The sequence below is a fragment of the Gordonia polyisoprenivorans genome (genome assembly GCF_017654315.1).
GTDB lineage: Bacteria > Actinomycetota > Actinomycetes > Mycobacteriales > Mycobacteriaceae > Gordonia > Gordonia polyisoprenivorans_A.
The window spans coordinates 5,184,115-5,204,027 of record NZ_CP072203.1 but is presented as its reverse complement, the minus strand read 5'-3'; the positions used below and the strand labels follow the sequence as shown (position 1 = coordinate 5,204,027).

The 19,913-nt window shown below is 66.3% G+C and carries 17 protein-coding genes and 1 pseudogene; 14 read left to right on the top strand and 4 right to left on the bottom strand.

From position 1 onward, the window contains the following. Positions 1-50 precede the first annotated feature (50 nt). Positions 51-2,561 carry a UvrD-helicase domain-containing protein gene (locus tag J6U32_RS23305; protein WP_208792343.1) on the top strand — a complete coding sequence of 837 codons (2,511 nt, stop codon included), beginning with the start codon at positions 51-53 and terminating at the stop codon, positions 2,559-2,561. A gap of 24 nt (positions 2,562-2,585) precedes the next feature. On the opposite strand, the gene J6U32_RS23300 is transcribed toward J6U32_RS23305, so the two are convergent. Continuing rightward, a complete protein-coding gene (locus tag J6U32_RS23300; protein WP_208792342.1) occupies positions 2,586-3,770 on the bottom strand; it encodes a M23 family metallopeptidase in 1,185 nt (394 codons plus the stop codon). A gap of 407 nt (positions 3,771-4,177) precedes the next feature. On the opposite strand from J6U32_RS23300, the gene sucC reads away from it, so the two are divergent. Next, entirely contained in the window at positions 4,178-5,341 is a 1,164-nt protein-coding gene (gene sucC, locus J6U32_RS23295) for an ADP-forming succinate--CoA ligase subunit beta (protein WP_208792341.1), read from the top strand. 13 nt (positions 5,342-5,354) lie between these two features. Further along, the gene (gene sucD / locus J6U32_RS23290) at positions 5,355-6,257 is read left to right on the top strand and encodes a succinate--CoA ligase subunit alpha (protein ID WP_208792340.1); all 903 of its coding nucleotides are present in this window, start codon (positions 5,355-5,357) and stop codon (positions 6,255-6,257) included. 106 nt (positions 6,258-6,363) lie between these two features. On the opposite strand, the pseudogene J6U32_RS23285 reads toward sucD, so the two are convergent. Then, a pseudogene (locus J6U32_RS23285) lies at positions 6,364-7,322 on the bottom strand (1-phosphofructokinase family hexose kinase). A gap of 80 nt (positions 7,323-7,402) precedes the next feature. On the opposite strand from J6U32_RS23285, the gene J6U32_RS23280 reads away from it, so the two are divergent. Further along, a complete protein-coding gene (locus tag J6U32_RS23280; RefSeq protein ID WP_208792339.1) occupies positions 7,403-8,341 on the top strand; it encodes a universal stress protein in 939 nt (312 codons plus the stop codon). A gap of 44 nt (positions 8,342-8,385) precedes the next feature. On the opposite strand, the gene J6U32_RS23275 is transcribed toward J6U32_RS23280, so the two are convergent. Continuing rightward, positions 8,386-8,847, bottom strand: coding sequence for an SRPBCC family protein (locus J6U32_RS23275; protein ID WP_208792338.1), 462 nt, complete (start codon positions 8,845-8,847; stop codon positions 8,386-8,388). A gap of 107 nt (positions 8,848-8,954) precedes the next feature. Here J6U32_RS23275 and J6U32_RS23270 point away from each other — a divergent pair, with 107 nt between their 5' ends. The 10 genes from J6U32_RS23270 to J6U32_RS23225 all read left to right on the top strand — a co-directional run bounded on the left by J6U32_RS23270 (position 8,955) and on the right by J6U32_RS23225 (position 17,812). After that, a complete protein-coding gene (locus tag J6U32_RS23270) occupies positions 8,955-9,830 on the top strand; it encodes a hypothetical protein (protein ID WP_208792337.1) in 876 nt (291 codons plus the stop codon). After that, complete coding sequence (locus J6U32_RS23265) at positions 9,827-10,330, top strand: RDD family protein (protein WP_208792336.1); 504 nt, start codon at positions 9,827-9,829, stop codon at positions 10,328-10,330. The genes J6U32_RS23270 and J6U32_RS23265 overlap by 4 nt, the downstream gene beginning before the upstream one ends. Next, the gene (locus tag J6U32_RS23260; RefSeq protein WP_208792335.1) at positions 10,327-12,231 is read left to right on the top strand and encodes a carboxyl transferase domain-containing protein; all 1,905 of its coding nucleotides are present in this window, start codon (positions 10,327-10,329) and stop codon (positions 12,229-12,231) included. Before J6U32_RS23265 ends, J6U32_RS23260 begins: the two co-directional genes overlap by 4 nt. A gap of 98 nt (positions 12,232-12,329) precedes the next feature. After that, positions 12,330-12,764: a hypothetical protein gene (locus tag J6U32_RS23255; RefSeq protein WP_208792334.1), complete on the top strand. Its 435-nt coding sequence runs from the start codon at positions 12,330-12,332 to the stop codon at positions 12,762-12,764. 205 nt (positions 12,765-12,969) lie between these two features. Next, the gene (locus tag J6U32_RS23250; protein ID WP_208792333.1) at positions 12,970-13,839 is read left to right on the top strand and encodes a MetQ/NlpA family ABC transporter substrate-binding protein; all 870 of its coding nucleotides are present in this window, start codon (positions 12,970-12,972) and stop codon (positions 13,837-13,839) included. Further along, entirely contained in the window at positions 13,829-14,890 is a 1,062-nt protein-coding gene (locus J6U32_RS23245) for a methionine ABC transporter ATP-binding protein (RefSeq protein WP_208792332.1), read from the top strand. Before J6U32_RS23250 ends, J6U32_RS23245 begins: the two co-directional genes overlap by 11 nt. After that, a complete protein-coding gene (locus J6U32_RS23240; RefSeq protein ID WP_208792331.1) occupies positions 14,887-15,582 on the top strand; it encodes a methionine ABC transporter permease in 696 nt (231 codons plus the stop codon). The genes J6U32_RS23245 and J6U32_RS23240 overlap by 4 nt, the downstream gene beginning before the upstream one ends. A 58-nt stretch (positions 15,583-15,640) precedes the next feature. Beyond that, the gene (locus J6U32_RS23235; protein WP_208792330.1) at positions 15,641-16,261 is read left to right on the top strand and encodes a nitroreductase family protein; all 621 of its coding nucleotides are present in this window, start codon (positions 15,641-15,643) and stop codon (positions 16,259-16,261) included. Positions 16,262-16,327: 66 nt separating this feature from the next. After that, positions 16,328-16,987 (top strand): TetR/AcrR family transcriptional regulator, encoded by a 660-nt coding sequence (locus J6U32_RS23230; RefSeq protein WP_244332319.1) that lies wholly within the window; start codon positions 16,328-16,330, stop codon positions 16,985-16,987. A 171-nt stretch (positions 16,988-17,158) separates the two neighbouring features. Beyond that, on the top strand, positions 17,159-17,812 hold the full coding sequence (locus J6U32_RS23225) for a DUF5336 domain-containing protein (protein WP_208792329.1): 654 nt from the start codon (positions 17,159-17,161) through the stop codon (positions 17,810-17,812). Between the two features lie 447 nt (positions 17,813-18,259). Here J6U32_RS23225 and J6U32_RS23220 read toward each other — a convergent pair whose 3' ends face one another. Beyond that, complete coding sequence (locus J6U32_RS23220) at positions 18,260-19,549, bottom strand: HNH endonuclease (RefSeq protein ID WP_208792328.1); 1,290 nt, start codon at positions 19,547-19,549, stop codon at positions 18,260-18,262. Positions 19,550-19,913: the final 364 nt, after the last annotated feature.

Sequence of the window (19,913 nt, the reverse complement as noted above, 5' to 3'; positions counted from 1 at the left end):
CCTTCGCCCTCACGAATCCTGTCGGTGGGCCGGAGTAACCTGAGATACCGATGACCACCAGCTCTGCACCCAGTTCCGCACCCGCCACCGCGTCCGCAGCCACCGAGTCCGCAGCCACCACGCCGCCCGCCGCCGATGAGCGCATCGAACGGCTCCTCGACGGGCTGAATCCCCAGCAGCGCGCGGCGGTGGTGCACAGCGGTCCGCCGCTGCTGATCGTCGCCGGTGCCGGCTCGGGCAAGACCGCGGTACTCACCCGCCGCATCGCCTATCTGCTCGCCGCACGCGATGTCACCCCCGGCCAGATCCTGGCGATCACCTTCACCAACAAGGCGGCCGCGGAGATGCGCGAGCGCGTCATCGGACTCGTCGGCCCCCGCGCGGCCTACATGTGGGTCTCCACCTTTCACTCGACGTGTGTGCGCATCCTGCGCGCCCAGTCGGCGCTGCTGGGCAATCGCAACTCCAACTTCTCGATCTACGACTCCGACGATTCGAAACGCCTGCTGGGCATGATCATTCGCGATCTCGACATCGACCCGAAGAAGTTCAGCCCGCGTGGCGTCGCGGTGAGCATCTCGAATCTCAAGAACGAACTGTCCGACCCCGACGATGCGCACGCCGCCGCCGGCGAGGAACCGACCGCGCGCACCATCGCCGAGATCTACGCGGAGTATCAGCGTCGGCTCTCCGCGGCCAACGCCTTCGACTTCGACGACCTGATCGGTGAGACCGTCGCCCTGCTGCAGAGTCACCCCGACGTCGCCGAGTACTACCGTCGTCGATTCCGCCACGTCATGGTCGACGAGTACCAGGACACCAACCACGCGCAGTACGTGCTCGTGCGCGAACTCGTCGGCCGCGAGACCACGTCATCGGGGCTGGCGCCGTCGGAACTGTGCGTGGTCGGTGACGCCGACCAGTCGATCTACGCCTTCCGTGGGGCGACGATCCGCAACATCGAGGAGTTCGAGCGCGACTTCCCGAACGCCGAAACCATTCTGCTGGAACAGAATTACCGCTCGACGCAGACCATCCTCTCGGCCGCCAACGCGGTCATCGCCCGCAATCCGAATCGGCGGGACAAGCGGTTGTGGACCGACTCCGGCGACGGTGAGCTCATCGTCGGATACGTCGCCGACTCCGATCGGGAGGAGGCGACGTTCATCGCCACCGAGATCGAGCGGCTCACCGACCACACCATCGGCGGTGCTCAGTCCAACAGTTATTCCGACATCGCCGTGTTCTACCGGACCAACACCGGATCGCGCGCGCTGGAAGAAGTGTTCGTCCGTCACGGCATCCCGTACAAGGTGGTCGGCGGCACCCGATTCTACGAGCGCAAAGAGGTGCGCGACGTCGTCGCGTATCTGCGGGTGGTCGCCAACCCCGAGGATTCGGTCAGCCTGCGGCGCATCCTGAACACGCCGCGTCGGGGCATCGGGGACCGTGCCGAGGCGTGCGTCGCCGTGCACTCGGAGAACCGCGGGATCTCGTTCTACCAGGCGCTGATCGAGGGGGCGCAGGGTCAGGTCGGGCTGTTGAACACCCGCGCGGTCAAGCAGATCGGCGGCTTCGTCGACCTGATCGAGGGTTTGCGCAACGACTTCCTGACCACCTTCGGTGAAGGCGGCACGGAGGGCTCCGACGTCGCCGTCGCCGATGCCACCGAAGAGGGCGCCGACATCGGTGAGCTCGTCGACGCCATCGTCGATCGCAGCGGGTACCGCGCCGAGCTCGAGGGTTCCCACGATCCGCAGGACGGCGCCCGGCTGGACAACCTCAACGAATTGATCTCGGTGGCAAAGGAATTCAGCCGCGATGCGGCCGAAGCCGCGCAAGCCGAGGTGGACAACGGTACCGACGCGGAAGCGGCGCAACTGCGCGAGGGCGAGCCCGAACCCGGTTCGCTGGCCGCCTTCCTGGAACGGGTGTCGTTGGTTGCCGACGCCGATCAGCTCCCCGACGACGGCGAGGGGGTGGTCACGCTCATGACCCTGCACACCGCGAAGGGACTCGAGTTCCCGGTGGTCTTCGTGACCGGTTGGGAGGACGGGCATTTCCCGCATCTGCGGGCTCTCGGAGATCCGGCGGAGCTCAGCGAGGAACGACGCCTCGCCTACGTCGGCATCACCCGGGCCAAGCAGCGGCTGTATCTGACCCGCGCGGTCACCCGTGCATCCTGGGGTCAGCCGGTGTCGAACCCCGAATCGCGCTTCCTGCAAGAGATTCCGCAGCATCTGCTCGACTGGCGGCAAACCGAACGGCGGCGTCCCGGACGCGGCCTCGGATCCTCGGGTGGGGTGTTCGGCCGTGGCGACGATCGTGGTTCCAGTGGTGCGCTGGGGCGTTCGTCGTTCTCCGCGGACCCGAATCGAGGGCGTAACAAGCAGATTCAGCTCGACGTCGGTGATCGGCACAATCATCCCAAGTACGGGATGGGCAAGGTCGTCGGCAAGGAGGGCAGCGGGGCGACCGAGCGGGTGGTCATCGATTACGGCGGCAACACCGGCCGCATCACGCTGCTGACGATCGGCGGAATCCCCGGCGAGAAGCTCTGAGGGACGCCGAGGGGTGCGGGCGGGTCAGCCGACGTAGTTCGACAGCCGCACACCGTGCTCGGCGAGCCACGGTGCCGGGTCGATCTTCGTCTTGCCGTTCAGCCACACCTCGAAATGGCAGTGCGGGCCCGTGGATTGGCCGTCGCTGCCCACCAGGCCGATGACCTGTCCGGCCTTGACGGTCTGGCCCTTCTGTACGAGCACGCCGTTGGAATACATGTGGCCGTACACGGTGACGGTGCCGTCGGGGGCCTTGACCTGAATCCAGTTCCCGAAGCCCGACGCCGGACCGGCCTCGAGGACCACTCCATCGGTGGCGGCGTGGATCGGGGTGCCCAGCGGCGCCGCGAAATCCAGACCGGCGTGCATGACGCCCCAGCGCATCGCATACAGCGAGGTGAGCTGATACTGGCCCAGCGGCACGGGTGAGACGAACTCCGGCGGCAGCGAGGCGTTGATTCGTGCGGCCTCGGCGTCGGCGAGTTGCTTGCCGACCTGCAGCTGCTGGCCGTACATGCTCGTGTCGGGGGTGTTCGCCGACGCGGGTGCGATCCCGGGTCCGGTGTCGGCGGCTGCGGCGCCCCCGACATCGGCGGTGGGTACCGGCGCGGCTGATCCGGCGTCGTCGTCGGAGTTGACCTGCACCGCGGCGGCGGCCAGCGCGGCGCCGGCGGCGACAGCCACCAGGGCGACGCGTCCGCTGCGCAGCGCGGTCGGCGGAGCGGCGATGCGGTGCTTGCCGCGCGAACGCCGCGTCGCACCCGCCGGCACGCGACGGAACGTCGGCTCCGCGGTGACCGTCCCTACCCGCTCGTCGGTCTCGTGCTCATCGACTGCGTATTCGTCGACTTGGGCGCCGAGAACGTCGAAGGGCTCGTCGTGGCGGTACTCGTCGAACTCACCCTCGGGGATGAGGATGTCCTGCGTGATCTCCGAGGTGGTGGTGCGGCGCGTGGAGCGTCGGCGACCGACCGAGGTCGAGCCGTCTTCGATGGGAGCCCAGTCATCGACGTCCCACTCGAAGTCGGCGGTGTCGCCGTACGCGGTCTCGTCGCTGTAGTAGATGTCGCTGCGGTCGACGGGGATGATCGTGGTCATCTCCTCGGCGGTGAGATCGTCGATCCGCTCGTCGCGGCGTCGACGTCCGCCGACGACCGCGGTGCCGGATATCGACCCGCCTGGAAAACCACGTTCCGCCAAGTCGTCCACCTCACCTCATGGTTGCGATACACCCAGGTGCCCGCGTTCTTTCGGCGTTACGGATGTGGCGCAATGGACCACTACGACCTGAGACTGCCTGCCGACGGTAACGAAATGATTGCGGCAAGTCCAACCCTGGGGAGTGAAAACCCGGGATAAAGTGAGCTGGGTCACAGGCTGGTGACATCATTCGCATTGTGCTGAATTCTCTGTGGTGGCTGGCGGATTTGCCGCAACACGCTCTCTTCGCCGGGCCGATGGTGCCCGGTCGGCGTCCGCCCGTTCACCGACCGAGCGAGTGATCTGTCGCACAAGGTGAGGAGGTGTACTCAAACCGGATATGCGGCAGGTTTAAAGTCCCGTATGGCCCGCGTTACACCCAGACGAGCGGGCAAATCTACGAAATGGTGAGCTGAATGGATCTCTTCGAATACCAGGCGAAGGAACTGTTCGCCAAGCACGGAGTTCCGACCACACCCGGTCGTGTAACCGACTCTGCCGCCGACGCGCGCACGATTGCCGAGGAAATCGGCAAGCCCGTCATGATCAAGGCGCAGGTCAAGGTCGGTGGACGTGGCAAGGCCGGCGGCGTGAAGTACTCCAAGGACGCCGACGAGGCGCAGGCGAACGCCGAGAACATCCTCGGTCTCGACATCAAGGGCCATGTCGTCAAGAAACTCCTCGTCGCCGAGGCCAGCGACATCGCCGAGGAGTACTACATCTCCTTCCTTCTCGATCGCGCCAACCGCACCTACCTGGCCATGTGCTCGGTCGAGGGCGGCGTGGAGATCGAGGTGACCGCCGAGCAGAACCCCGACGCGCTCGCCCGCGTCCCGGTCGACGCCGTCAAGGGCGTCGATCTCGCATTCGCCCGCGAGATCGCCGAGAAGGGCAAGCTGCCCGCCGAGGTGCTCGACGCCGCCGCCAACACCATCCAGAAGCTCTGGGAGGTGTTCATCGCCGAAGACGCCACCCTCGTTGAGGTCAACCCGCTGGTCCGTACCCCCGACGACCAGATCCTGGCTCTCGACGGCAAGGTCACCCTCGACGAGAACGCCGACTTCCGGCATCCCGATCACGAGGCATTCCAGGACCGTGACGCCACCGATCCGCTGGAGCTCAAGGCCAAGGAGAACGACCTCAACTACGTCAAGCTCGACGGACAGGTCGGCATCATCGGCAACGGCGCCGGATTGGTCATGAGCACCCTCGACGTGGTCGCCTACGCCGGTGAGAAGCACAAGGGTGTCAAGCCCGCGAACTTCCTCGACATCGGTGGCGGCGCCTCGGCCGAGGTGATGGCCGCCGGTCTCGACGTGATCCTCGGCGACGAGCAGGTCAAGAGTGTCTTCGTCAACGTCTTCGGCGGCATCACCGCTTGCGACGCTGTCGCCAACGGCATCGTCGGCGCGCTGAACAAGCTCGGCGACGAGGCCAACAAGCCGCTCGTCGTCCGCCTCGACGGCAACAAGGTCGACGAAGGCCGCAAGATCCTGGCCGATGCGAATCACCCCCTGGTGACGCTCGCCGAAACGATGGACTCCGGCGCCGACAAGGCCGCCGAACTGGCGAGCAAGTGAGGGGCTAGAGAACATGTCGATTTTCCTGAACAAAGACAACAAGATCATCGTCCAGGGCATCACCGGCGGTGAGGGCACCAAGCACACCGCACTGATGCTCAAGGCCGGTTCGAACATCGTCGGCGGTGTCAACGCCCGCAAGGCCGGCACCACCGTCGCCCACACCGCCAAGGACGGCTCCGACGTCGAGCTGCCCGTCTTCGGCAGTGTCGCCGAGGCGATCAAGGAGACCGGGGCCGACACCTCGATCGCCTTCGTCCCGCCGAAGTTCGCCAAGGACGCCATCATCGAGGCGATCGACGCCGAGATCCCGCTGCTGGTCGTCATCACCGAGGGAATCCCGGTGCAGGACAGCGCTTATGCGTGGGCCTACAACGTCGACAAGGGGAACAAGACCCGCATCATCGGGCCGAACTGCCCCGGCATCATCACCCCGGGCGAATCGCTGGTGGGCATCACCCCGGCCAACATCACCGGCAAGGGTCCGATCGGCCTGGTCTCCAAGTCCGGCACCCTGACCTACCAGATGATGTACGAGCTGCGCGATCTCGGCTTCTCCACCGCCATCGGCATCGGCGGTGACCCGGTCATCGGGACCACCCACATCGACGCCATCGAGGCGTTCGAGAAGGATCCCGAGACCAAGGTCATCGTGATGATCGGTGAGATCGGCGGCGACGCCGAGGAGCGTGCGGCCGACTACATCAAGGCCAACGTCTCCAAGCCGGTCGTCGGCTACGTCGCGGGATTCACTGCGCCCGAGGGCAAGACGATGGGCCACGCCGGCGCGATCGTGTCCGGCAGCGCAGGCACCGCGCAGGCCAAGAAGGAAGCCCTCGAGGCTGCGGGCGTCAAGGTCGGCAAGACGCCGACCGAGACCGCCACGCTGGCCCGGGAGCTCTACGAGGCTCTCTGACCCACGGTCGGAGATCATTTCCGAAACCCGCCTGCACGCGAGAGAGAACTTGTGTGCAGGCGGGTTCTTCGTTTGTGCTAGATCGGTGAGTGGTGGCCGGTGGCGGTCATTCGTGCGCTCCGGAGGCGGGCGTCTGTCGGTAGAGGCCCTCGACGTCGTGCCGGCGGCAGGGTTCGGTTCCCGGGGGAGTGTCGCCGCGGCGCCGGCAGCGGCACCGTATCGGACGGCGTCGGGCAGCGGCCATCGGTGGGCCAGGGCGACGGTGATCCCGGCGACCATGTTGTCGCCCGCCCCGACACCGCTGCCGAACTCGGATGCCACCGGGACGCCGGCGACGTCGGTCACCTGATCGGCGGTCACCACCAGCGCGCCCGCCGCCCCACGCGACACGACGACGGCGTCGGTGATGCCCCGGGCGATCAGGGTACGGGCCGCGTCGATCTGTGAATCGGTGTCCGGCAGCGGCAGATCCAGTGCTTCACGGAGTTCACGAAGGCTCGGTTTGATCACTGCGGCGCCGCGCACGCGCAGCAGTGCCGGGCCGTGGGTGTCGACGATCGGTGTGCACCCGTGCCGCTCGGCGATGGCCGACACCGCCGGGAAGAAGCTGTCCGAGCATCCCGGTGGGAGGCTGCCACTCACCACGAGATGTGTTGCAGTGTGGGCGTACTCGTCCAGGGCGGTGAGGCACTGCTGCTCCTCGGTGGCGGTGAGGTCGGGGCCGGGCAACACGAAGCGGTACTCCTGGCCGGTCCGGTCCTCGCGGACGGTCAACGATTCCCGGCTTCCTCCGGTGATGTCGAGGGGCCCGGTCGCGATGCCCTCGGCGGTGAGCAGTGCCTCGATGTGCGCTCCGGTGGGGCCACCTCGGGTGAAGACCGCGGTGGCCGGCACGCCGAGCCGAACCGCCGCTCGTGCCACGTTGATCCCGCCGCCACCGGGATCGTATCGGGGGCTGGTGCATCGCATCTTCTCCGTCGCCTGCAGGATCGGCACCGAGCTATGGATGTCGAGCGCAGGATTCATCGTGACGGTCACGATGTGTGGTGCGGCTGGTGAATTCATCTCCTCTCCATGGTGCCCCGCGAATGCCTCGGACGGCAGATGCTTTTGGCCCTTACGTCACCACCGAGCGGTGGTGTCCAATGGAAGTGACGAACTCGGGTGGCGAGTTGGTCGACGAGAAGATCGGCAAGGAGCGGGTCATGGCAGTAAATGCCCCGATCGTGGTGGCGGTCGACGGGTCGGACACGGCGCTCGAGGCGCTTCGGTGGAGCGCGCTGGCCGCGGTTCGTGAGAACAGGTCCCTGCGCGTGATCGGCATCGTCGAGACCGTTGCAGCGGGATATGCGCCGGGTGTGTTGATGACCCCGGCGGTGGCTGAGGCACTGCACGCCGATGCCCGCCGAGCGGTGGACGAGGCGATCGCCGTGGCCACCAAGATATCGGCGGACGTCGACGCCGAGGGCGAGGTCCGTGAGGGCAGACCGGCCCTCGTCCTGCGTGAGATATCCAGTGGTGCAAACCTTCTCGTCATCGGTCGTCGTGGTCGTGGGGGAGTGGCCGGGTTGTTGCTCGGTTCGGTCAGCTCCGACGTTGCCGCACACGCCGACTGTCCGGTGGTGGTGGTCTCGGGTCCCGGACCCGAGACCGGGCCGGTGGTGGTCGGCGTCGACGGATCGGCGATCTCGCAGGCAGCCCTGGGGGCCGCCATCACCCAGGCCACCGAACTCGAGACGACGTTGGTGGTCGTCAGCACCTATCCGGGATTCTCCGGTGAAGGGTTCTACGACCAGGACGAGGTGATGGCCCAATTCCGGGACGAGGCCACCGCATCCGTCGGACGTCAGCTCGCCGACCACCGTCGCGACCATCCCGCCGACACCGTGTCCGTCGAGACCGTGGTCGTCGCGGGCGACCCGGCGCCGCGCATCATCGAGGCCGCCGGGGATGCCCGGCTGATCGTGCTCGGGAGCAGGGGGCGTGGTGGCTTCCGGGGGCTACTCCTCGGATCGACCAGCCAAGCCGTCCTGCACACCGCGCCGTGCCCGGTGATGATCGTGCACTCCGAGGTCAGCCGCTGAAAGGCGTTGTGACCGTGGGGTGATGCGACAACCCGGGGCGGAGCTCACGATTCGCTGACGGCCTTGAGCTGCGCAAGTCCTTTCTCGAAGTCCTTGCCGAGCAGTTTGTCGAAGAAGCCCAGCGGAGCGGCCACCCGGCTGAAGAGCGAATGCTTGCCGGTCATCGTCCACGTGACCTCGCTGACGCCGGCGTTCTCGGTGATGTCGAAGGCGCTGAGGCTCGTGGATTTCATGGGTTTCTCGAACTCGACCCGGATCGCCACGTGCGTGGGCGCGAAGTCCTCGAGGATCTCCATGGTGCCCCTGCCCGCCTTCCGATTTCCCGACCACGCGTAGCGAGCACCCACGCCGAGCTCGGCTCCGGAATAGGTTCGCGACATATCGGGGTCGAGGCCCTCCCACGGCGACCAATCGACCCAACGATGCAGATCATGAATGTGAGCGTGGATCTCGGCGGCGGGCGCGGCGATCGAGGTGCGTCGCACCACGGTGTAGTTCTCGGCCATCGGGCTTCCTTTTCTGTGGATCGGACTGAGAGTATGACCCCCGATCACCATGAAAGTCATCGCGGCAATCCCCTGGGTGCGGTCGCGGTGCGTGCGATAATCCGGCGGTGAGCGACACGGGATCCCGGCCGGGCGGGTTGGCGGCGATGCTGCAGATGCCCTGGCACGTGGCGTCCGCCGCGGCCGACGCCGCCGAGCGAGTACCGGTCGCCGGCGACGTCGTGCGCGTCGCACGGCGCACCACACACGAGGTCCTCGACGGCGTCGGTACCCTCGCCACGGCGGCGGCGGGCACCTCGATCGGGGCGGTGATCCACGCCGTGGTCGACGAGCTGAGTTCGATGGACCTCACGCCGCTCGTCGGTGCCATCGATCTGAATCGGGTCGTCGACGCGGTGGATCTCGACGCGGTGCTCCGCAACATCGACATCAACGCCCTGATCGCGAGTCTCGACCTCGACGCGGTGATCGGTCGCGTGGACATCGCGGCGTTGCTCGACGGCCTCGACCTACCCAGGATCGTGGGGGGACTCGACCTTCCCGCGGTCATCGCGGCGGTTGACCTCGCAGCGGTGATCGACGCGGTCGACGTCGCGGCGATCGTCGACCACCTCGACATCGACGCCATCCTGGACAAGATCGACATCGATGCCATCGTCACGCGCGTCGACCTCGATGGCGCCGTGGAGCGGGTCGACATCGACGCCATCATCTCCCGCATCGATCTGATCGGTCTCGCCGACGAGATCATCGACGGTGTCGACCTGCCCGACATCATCCGCGAGGCGAGTACGTCGGTGACGACCGAGGTGATGACCGACGTGCGCAGCAGCAGCGAACGCGCCGACGACGCGGTGGCCGACCTGGTGAACCGATTGCTGCGACGCAAGGTGGCCGCCCGGGTCGCCGACGCCGCGCTTGCCGGTGAGTCCCAGAACGGTGGGGCCCAGAACGGTGGGGAACGAAACGGTACGCCGCGATGACATCGCAGTCGGAGAATGATTCGGCGTCGCACCACGATTCGGCCGGGAATCCGATCGTGCGTCCGCACATCGTCCTCGACACCGATCGTTCGGCCGGGATCGTCAGCCGAGCGATCGCGGCCGTCCTCGACCTGCTGTTGGTGCTCGCGGTGATGGGCGGACTGTATGTCGGCTGGCTGATGGCCCGTCTGATCTACGACGTGCACCAGTTCTCGTTGCCGGCCGCGAACCCGTTCTTCACCGCGACGACCTTCGTCGCGGTGTCGGTGATCTACCTGACCGGTTGCTGGTGCGTCTCCGGCCGTACCCTGGGGTCGGTGGTGATGGGTTTGCGTCTGGTCAGCAGGAAAGGCAAACCGCGCGTTCGGCTTCCGGTGGCGCTGATCCGCGCCTTGATCTGTGTGTTCTTCTCGGTCGGGTTGCTGTGGGTCATCGTCGATCCACGTCGTCGCTCGGTCGCCGATCTGGTGGTGCGCACGCGCGTGGTGTATTCGCGGTGAGCGGGCGTGCAGAACATCCGTCGGCAGCGCAACTGATCGACATGCTCGCCGACCCGAATTCCTGGGAGCCGTGGGACGATTCACCGCCGCCCACCGTCGTCACCGACACCTACCAGGATCAATTGCGCCGCGCCGCCGAGAAATCCGGGGTCGACGAGTCGGTGCGGACCGGGCTCATCCGGATCGGCGGGACACCGGTGGTGGTGATCGTCAACGAGTTCGGCTTCCTCGGCGGTTCGATCGGACACGTTGCCGGCCATCGCATCACCACGGCGATCCGACGCGCCACCGAGCACGGATTCGCCGTGGTGGGCCTGCCGTGCTCCGGCGGCACCCGCATGCAGGAGGGCACCCCGGCCTTCCTGCAGATGGCGGCGATCAGCGGGGCGGTGACCCGGCATCGAGCGGCCGGTCTGGCCTACCTCATCTACCTGCGTCATCCCACCACCGGTGGGGTGTTCGCGTCGTGGGGTTCGCTCGGCGCGATTACCTGGGCCGAGCCCGGCGCGCTCGTCGGCTTCCTGGGGCCGCGGGTCGTTGCCGGACTCGTCGGCACGCCGATCCCCGACGACGTTCAACGCGCCGAGAATCTCGTCCGGCGTGGCATCGTCGACGACGTCGTCGCACCGGAAGACCTCCGCGACCGGCTGCGCGGCGTCCTCGACGCGCTCGGTATCGAGCACGCGACCGATGGTGCTGTCGAGTCGCGATCCGTTGTTTCACAGCATGATCCGGTGAGCCCCGCGGTGCGAGATGCCGCATCGGTGTGGTCGGCGGTGACCGCGACCCGGCGTCCCGGACGCGTCGGGGTCCGCGATCTGATCGCGGTGCCGGGGTCTGCTCTGGTGGGAGCAGGCGGGCCGATCGTGGTGGCGTTGAGCCGATTCGGTGGCCGACCCGCACTGGTGATCGGACACGACGCCGATCGGCAGCGTGCCGGCGAGCTGATCGGACCGCACCACCTGCGTATGGTGCGCCGCGCATTGACCTTCGCCTCCGAACTCGGGCTCCCGGTGGTGACGGTCATCGACACCCCTGGCGCCGAGTTGTCGGTCGCCGCCGAGGAAGACGGACTCGCCGGTGAGATCGCCCGGTGCACAGCCGAACTCATCGGCTTGCCGTCGGTGACCGTCTCGGTGTCGCTCGGACAGGGTTCAGGTGGGGCGGCGCTCGCGCTGTTCCCGACCGATCGACGGGTCGCGGTGTCGGATGCGTGGCTGTCGCCACTGCCACCCGAGGGGGCCAGTCTGATCGTCCATCGCGACATCGGTCACGCCGCCGATATCGCTGCGGGACAGCAGATCCTGGCGGTCGAGCTGGCCCGGGTCGGGGTGTTCGACCGCATCGTTGCGGTGGACGAGGTGGGAGACGGGGACGCAGGGGACGTCTTGGCCGCAGCGGCGACGCGGATACGCGAGGTGATCGCCGACGAACTGCACGCGCTGTCCGTGCCGGACCCTGCTGCCCGAACCCGTGTCCCCGCCGCCCCGTCGTCACCCGAGTCGGCGACACGCATCCCGGCGGTCGGCGCCGTCGTGCGGGATGCGGCCGGACGATTTCTGTTGGTCAAGCGCGGACATGAGCCGCAGGCCGGTATGTGGACGGTGCCGGGCGGCAAGGTCGAGCCCGGTGAGACGTTGGAGCAGGCCGTGATCCGGGAGATCGCCGAGGAGACAGGCGTTGCCATCGAGGTCATCCGCGAGGCCTGGGTCGTCGACATCCCCGATCGGCGTGCCGGCGTGGTCTACGAGGTCCACGACTTCGTGGCCACCCCGCTGACCACCGACGTCGTCGCCGCTGACGATGCCGACGACGCGGGGTGGTTCGACCACCAACAGATGCGCGCGCTGCCACTGACACCAGGGCTGCTCGACCATCTCGACCGGCACGGGATGCTGTGACGCCGGTGATGGATGGACCTCGTGTATTGGTAAGCTGCGGTGCGCTATTGGACAGAGCGGCCCGTACTCGTGGCCGGGGGTCAACCGGGGAGGGAACCATGTCGGTGAGCCGACGCATCATGGCACCGCTGATCGCGGTGGTGGCGTTGTCGATGGGGCTGAGTGCCTGCGGCGACGATTCGACGAGCACCACGGTAACCGCTCCGACCTCCAGTGCCGGCGCGATCGATACGCCGACGTCGAGCGCGCTGTCGGGCGCGTGGACGGGGACGTGGACGTCGGTGGGTGAGACCAAGAGCGCACAGCTCGGCGTGGTCACCGACAAGCCGTTCCTCGCGACCATCGACATCCCCGGCCGTTGTGGCGCCACGTGGAAGGAGACCTCGCGCGACGCCACCCACGTCGTGGTCACGGCGACCGTCACCTATGGCCAGTGCTCGGACAACGAGTGGCAGCTCACCGTTTCCGACCAGTCGATCTCCGCGGTCGACACCAGCGATCCGGAGACCCGGGCTCAATTCCGACGGAGCTGACCGCACGCATCACCGGCGCCTGGCAGACATTCCGTCCGGTGCCCATCGCATTTGACCCACACTGAACGCAATCGCGTGCACGGCCATCGTCCCAGGTGGGTTCGGCGACATCGGGTCGCGCCCGATCTCGACGTCATCAATCACGCGAATCGGACGCTAGCGTTCCTGAGGTTGTCTCTCGAACCAGTCCAGTGGAGGTACTGCCGTGCGATCGCGGATTCTCGTCCTGTTGCTCTCGTTCATCGCCGCCGCGAGCGTGATCACCGCGTGCGGCGGGGACGATTCGCAGGCTGTGAAGATCGGGGTCGCCGACGCGTCCGAAAGCTACTGGAATGTGTTCAAGCAGAAGGCCTCCGCTGCGGGCATCGACGTCGAGCTGGTGAATTTCACCGACTACAATCAGCCCAATCCCGCACTCGCCGAGGGGGAGTTGGACCTCAACGAGTTCCAGCACCTGCTCTACCTGGCGACTTACAATGCCAAGAACAACAAGGATCTGGTGCCGATCGGCGCGACCGCGGTCTACCCGCTACCGCTGTACTCCACTCAGTACAAGTCCGTCGGTGAGATCCCGCAGGGGGCGCAGGTCGCAATCCCCAATGACCCCACCAATCAGGCACGCGGACTGCTGGTGCTCGCGCAGGCCGGACTCATCACGCTGACCAAGCCGGGCAACGCTTTCTCCACGCCCGCCGACATCGATCAGGCGCGATCCAAGGTGAAGGTCATCGCCGTCGACGCCGGCCAGACCGCCGCGAATCTCGATTCGGTGGCCGCGGCGATCGTCAACAACAACTACGCGACCTCGGCCAAACTGACCGCAGATCAGATCATCGCCTCCGACGATCCGAATGCTGAGGCCTCCAAGCCCTACATCAATGCGTTCGTCGCCCGCGCCGCAGACAAGGACAACGCCACCTACGCCAAGCTGGTGCAGATCTACCACGATCCCCAGGTGATCGCGGCGGTGAAGAAGTCCCTGGGCGAGTCCGGGGTCATCAAGACGAACTCGCCTGCCGATCTGCAGGCGACCGTGAAGGGATTGGAAGCCGACGTGCGGGCCAATGGCTCCTGAGCCCGTCCCCGCCGGGGAGGCCCGGCGCCCCGCCGCCATCGAGTTCGTCGACGTCGCAAAGCGTTTCGGCAAGGATGCACCTGCGGTGCTCGACGGCATCAGTCTGCGCATCGATGCCGGCGAGATCGTCGGGATCATCGGGCCGTCAGGCGCGGGGAAGTCGACGCTTGCGCGTCTGATCAACGGACTCGAACGGCCCACCGGTGGTCATGTCCTGGTCGACGGACGGGACCACGGTGGGGCGCGCGAGCGCGAACTCAACGCCTTCCGAACCCAGATCGGCATGATCTTCCAGCAGTTCAATCTGTTCAACTCGCGCACCGTCGCCGGCAATGTCGGATTTGCGCTGCAGGCGGCGGGCGTGCCGAAATCCGCTCGACAACAACGCATCACCGAGCTCCTCGAGTTCGTCGGAATCGCCGACAAGGCGAAGGCGTGGCCATCGGCGTTGTCCGGCGGGCAGAAGCAGCGGGTGGGCATCGCGCGGGCGCTCGCCTCCTCGCCGTCGATCCTCATCGCCGACGAGGCCACCAGCGCCTTGGACCCCCAGACCACCGACGACACGCTCACACTGTTGCGTCGCATCAACTCCGATCTGGGTACCACCATCGTGGTGATCACCCACGAGATGGATGTGGTCCGCGAGGTGTGCGGCAAGGTCGCCGTTCTCGCCGACGGGCGACTCGTCGATCACGGCGACCTCTATGAGGTGTTCGCCCACCCGCGATCGGAGGTCACCCGCAGCCTGCTGCGGCATGCCGTCTCCGGCGTTCCCGACACGGACACGTTGGCCGCGTTGCGATCTCGGCACTCGGGCCGGCTCGTCACCGTCGAGGTCCGCGACGATGTCGCCCGCGTCGATCTCACCGGTGCGGTGGCCCGGGCCGGCGGGACCGCGTCGGTGATCCACGGTGGAATCGCCGATCTCGGCGGCCACCCGTTTGGGGCATTGACCTATGAGGTCCACGCCCCTGATTCGGCGCTCGAGGAAGTCATCGGCGAAAGTCATACCGCCACCGGCATTGTCGTACACGAGGAGGTGAACCGATGAGCCACAGCGCACTGGCCGCCGACGGCTTCACCCGGGTGTTCGGTGACGAACTGCGCCCGTTGCTCTTCCAGGCGATCGGGGAGACTTTCCAGCTCGTCGGCTTCACGCTGCTGATCGGTGGCGCGCTGGGATTGCTGATCGGTGTGGTGCTGTATGCAACCAGTCCCGGGAACCTGTGGTCGAACGTGTGGATCTTCAACGGACTCAACGTGATCGTCAACATCGTCCGACCGATACCGTTCATCATCTTCATCACCGCCATCGCGCCGTTGACCAAGACGGTGATGGGAACCCGAATCGGTACCGAGGCGGCGATCTTCCCGATGACACTGATGGCGATGGTGGTGATCGCCCGAGTGGTCGAGCAGAGTCTCGTCTCCGTGGACCCGGGAGTGGTGGAAGCCGCCCGCGCGTGCGGCGCCGGTCGCGTGCGCACCCTGCTGACGGTGGTGGTGCCCGAGGGATTCGCGCCACTGGTACTGGGCTACACCTTCATCTTCGTCGCGATCGTGGACATGTCGGCGATGGCCGGCTATGTCGGTGGAGGGGGACTCGGAGATTTCGCCTTCCAATACGGCTACCAGCAGTTCGACTGGAAACTGACCGTTGTCGTCATCGCGTTGCTGGTGATTCTGGTACAGGTGGGACAGTACTTCGGCAACTGGCTGGCCCGCCGCGCACGACATCGCTGAGCCCGTCGCCACGCAGCTCCACACGCACGCAACCCAGACGCGAACAACGAGGTGACCGATGACAGAGCTACTCCCGCTTGGCCCCGACCAATTGCTGACCACCACCCGCTCGGTGCGCAAACGGCTCGATCTGGATCGGCCCGTTCCGCTCGAGGTGATCACCGAGGCCCTGGAGGTCGCGCTGCAGGCGCCCACCGGATCCAACAGCCAGACCTGGCACTGGATCGTGCTGACCGATCCCGAGATCAAGGAGAAGGTCGGTGCCTACTACGCGCGTTCGTTCGCGGCGTACTCCGCCGAGCGCACACTCGCCGACGACACCGCCCGTCGGGTCGCGTCGAGCGCGCAGTATCTCGCCGACATCATGGGCAAGGTGCCCGCCCTGGTGATCGGGGCCATCTATACCGGCGGCGATCTGCCGGCCGGAAATCAAGCCGGCGTCTGGGGCTCGTTGCTGCCCGGCGCCTGGAGTCTCAGTCTGGCTTTGCGTGCCCGTGGTCTGGGGTCGGCGTGGACGACGCTGCACCTGACCTACGAGAAGGAGGTCGCGGAGCTGCTGGGTATCCCGCCCACCGTCCACCAGGGCGTTCTGCTGCCTGTTGCCTACACGAAGGGCACCGACTTCAAGCCTGCCGGGCGCAAACCCCTCGACGAAGTGCTGCACGTCAACAAGTGGTGAGACGCGGTGCCCGGGGCGGTGGAGTGCCGCCGCCGCCGAGGTGAGCCGGTAGAGTTCAGAATCACCATGTCGTCCGCCGAGTCTGCCCACACCACCCCGGATTCGGGTTCCGGGGTGGCCTCGGGTGGTCCGCGTCCGTCGAATCGTCGTAGTGCTGCCAAGGCGGCTCGCCGTGCTGAGCTGCTCACGGCCGCAGCCAGTCAAATGGCCGACCGCGGATTCGCCGGGGTGCGACTCGAGGACATCGGGGGAGCGGTCGGCGTGAGTGGGCCGGCGATGTATCGACACTTCTCGTCGAAAACCGAACTGCTCGACGAGATGTTGCTCGACATCAGTCGTCGTCTCTACACCGGCGGGCGAGAGGTCGTGCAGCGCGGCGGCTCGCCGGCCGAGACCCTCGATGCGCTGATCGCCTTCCACATCGACGTCCTGGTCACCAAGCCGGATCTGATCGCGGTCCAGGATCGTGACCTGTCCTCATTGACACCGGAGGCCAATCACGAGGTACGGCGGTTGCAGCGACGCTACGTCGAAGACTGGGTCGACGTCCTGATGTCGGATGACGAGGGCCGCGAACTCGAACGCCAGGAGGCTCGCGTTCGCGTGCACGCCATGTTCGGGTTGCTCAACTCCTCGCCACGTCTCCCGGATTTTGATCCCGACAGGTTGCGGTCGCTGCTGCGCGCCATGGCGCTCGCGGCGCTACGGGTGCCCGTCACGCCCTGATGGCACGTGACGGTCCAACGTGTGACGGGTTCTGGGGTGTGACGGTTCTGGGGTGTGACGGTCCGACGAATGAATCTGCGCTGCTGTGGGTACCGATGTCCAGGTCTGGCTCTACGCTGACACGCACATGATGTCGCGAATGAGAGTTTCGCCGACCGAAAGGGACGAGCAGTGAATCCTGGTGACCCGAACAATCCCCAGCAGAATTGGGCGGCCGGGTATCCCGCCCAGCCCACCGCCCCGCAGGGCCAGCACGGCGGCCCGGCACCCACGCAGGGGTTCGGGCAGCCGGGAACGCCATCGGGGCAGTGGTCGACGTCGGGGCAACAATGGGGTTCCCCGCCCGCCGCACCTCGACGGCAGTTCGACGCCCGCGCTCAACTTCCCTCGATCCTGCTGGTGGCCGCCGCGGTCACCGGGCTGATCACCTACTTCATGGGTTTCGTCAGCTGGGTTGTGGTCGACAACAACGTCAGCGAAAGTCAACTCGACAATTGGAGTCAGAACTTCGAGAACGGAAACTCCGGGGTACCAGGCTTCGCCTCGTACGAGATCGTGCTCAACCCCGGCAAATTCCTGATCATCCTGGGTGCGATCGGTGTCGCTGCTGCGGTGGTATTGGTGCCGCGATTCCGTAAAGCCGTGCCCTTTCTCGCCGTGATCGCCGCGGGCGCATGGCTCGCCTTGTTTGCCGCCGCCGTGACCACCACGTCGGTGCCCGTCATCGGAGTCGGGACCGGCGCCATTGTCGCGTTGATATTCGGGTTCCTTCAGGTTGCATTCCTTTTGGCTGCTGCGGTACTCGGTGGTGTGAACAGAAGCTGAGCTTCTGAGCCGCGGTGGTCCGGTTCCAGCTCTGCCGCAGGCGGTCTCGAGGCTCGCCGCACGCGGCTCGCACCTCGACCAGCGGGGGTCCGTCCCGCCCGGTGGTTAGCGATGATCCTCGAGACCCCTTGTGTCGAAGAGCTTCCGGGCTACCGTGGAACGAATCCAGCACCGGCGCTGGTGGTCTCGAGGCTCGCCGCACGCGGCTCGCACCTCGACCAGCGGGGAAGGCGACTCGCCGTCGAGGGACGCTGAAGCCCTTCCCGTCCGATGGTGTCCCACCCCGGTGGTCGAGGTGCCGAGGAGCGCTAGCGACGAGCCTCGAGACCCCTTGTGCCGAAAGGATTCCGGGCCACGGACGCTCGAACACCTCGACCACCGGGTGGGGTTTGTCTCTATGGAGTTTTCAAAGATCGGATGCGGTCCCGGCTAGGCCGGGTGCGGGAATCAGGCTGCTGCGTCGTCGAGTCGCATGGTTCTGCGGTGGTAGGACGGCACGGGTCGGCGTTTCGGGTCGATGCTGGCGGGTGGGATCAGCCAGGGGTGTCGGTCGAATCCCATGATGATGTCCCATCCGTGGTGGTGGACGTCGTCGTGGCAGCTGGTGCAGAGCAGACAGCCGTTGTCGAGGTCGGTGGGGCCACCTTTGCTCCAGTGAACGAGGTGGTGTCCTTGGCAGCGTCCGGCGTGCGCACCGCATTTGATGCACCCGCGGTCACGCACGAGTAGGGCCTTGCGCTGTCCGGGGGTGAAGAAGCGTTCCTGGCGTCCGACGTCGAGGGGTACACCGTCGGTGTTGAGGATGATCTTGGTGATCGTCGTGTCACACGACAACAACTTGGCGGTCGCTTCGGTGATCGCGCCCAAATTCTGCAAATCCCCGCCGAGTGCCGGGTTGTCGGCTGACCACGTCCACAACAACCCGTTGGTCGGTTTGGCGGAGAAGGTGGTGTCCGCTAGTCCTTGTGCCGCCAACTCCACGATGGTTTCGAACGCGGCGGCGCAGATCTGCTCAGGCGTCCGCGGATCGGGTGACCCGTCGGGCTGCGGCTTGGGCGACGACAGCGTTTCCATCAAAGTCCGTGTCTTTTCACCGGCCACGATGTCGAGGTTCGCCGAGATCGCCAGCCGTCCGTCGTCGGTGATGCGGTCGGTGTAGGAGTTGATTCTCTTGTCCTCTGAGGCCGGTAACCCGCCAGGTATCTCCGCAGCGAGCTCGTTACCCAGCTGCCGTGCGTAGAGGTTGATCTCGGCGGGGGTGAAGCCGGCGAAGTAGTGCGACAGCAGTTTCCGTAAGAACTCACACCGTTGGACGGTGTCGAGTGGTTCGGGGGAGCGGGCGTCGATGTGCGCCAGTCCGCGGACGATGGCGTCGGTGTGTTCCGACGAGATGGACCCGTCCGCAGCGTGCCCCAACAACAGATCGATATCGGTGGTGGCAGCGAGCCGCACGTACCGACCTGCGACCGAGGGCGCGAAGCCCATGCTGATCAACAGTTCTCGTAGCCGGGTGGTTTTGTGGTCGGCCACGCCCAGTCGGTCCAGTTCGCCGGCGAGGGTGGTGGCGTGGTGATCAACCAGATTGCGAAGCAGCAGGACTTGTTTCATCGCGCCGAAAGCCTGGGGTCCGGTCATGTCCGGGTTCCATTGCAGGTCGCCGAGTCGGCTGACGATGTCGGCGAAGATCGCTTCGGCGTCAACGGTTTCCGCGTCAAGAATGGTAGTGGATTCGATCATGGGCCCCTCCCCGGTGGCTGATCGGTGTGATGACTCCAGTGTACCTCGCCAGGGTGTTCGATGCAAGGGGCAACTTGATGAATTCTGCTTTTGGACAACGTGTTTCGGCCTAGAAATTCTGTCGGTGGGGTGTGGTAGGGGAGTGTGGGTTTCGTTGGCCTTGCTTTCGATGTGGTTGGGGGGCTTGTTGTCTCGCCGGGTCTCGAGGCCCGGCGCTTGGCGCGCCGTGCACCTCGACCATCGGGGGAAGGGCACTCGGTCATCGGGGAAGGCGCCTTGACCGTCGGGGGAGGGGGTTGACTGTCGGGAGTGATGAGTTCGCGGCCCCACCTTGCGGACGCGGCTGGTGCAGCGGGGGCGTCTG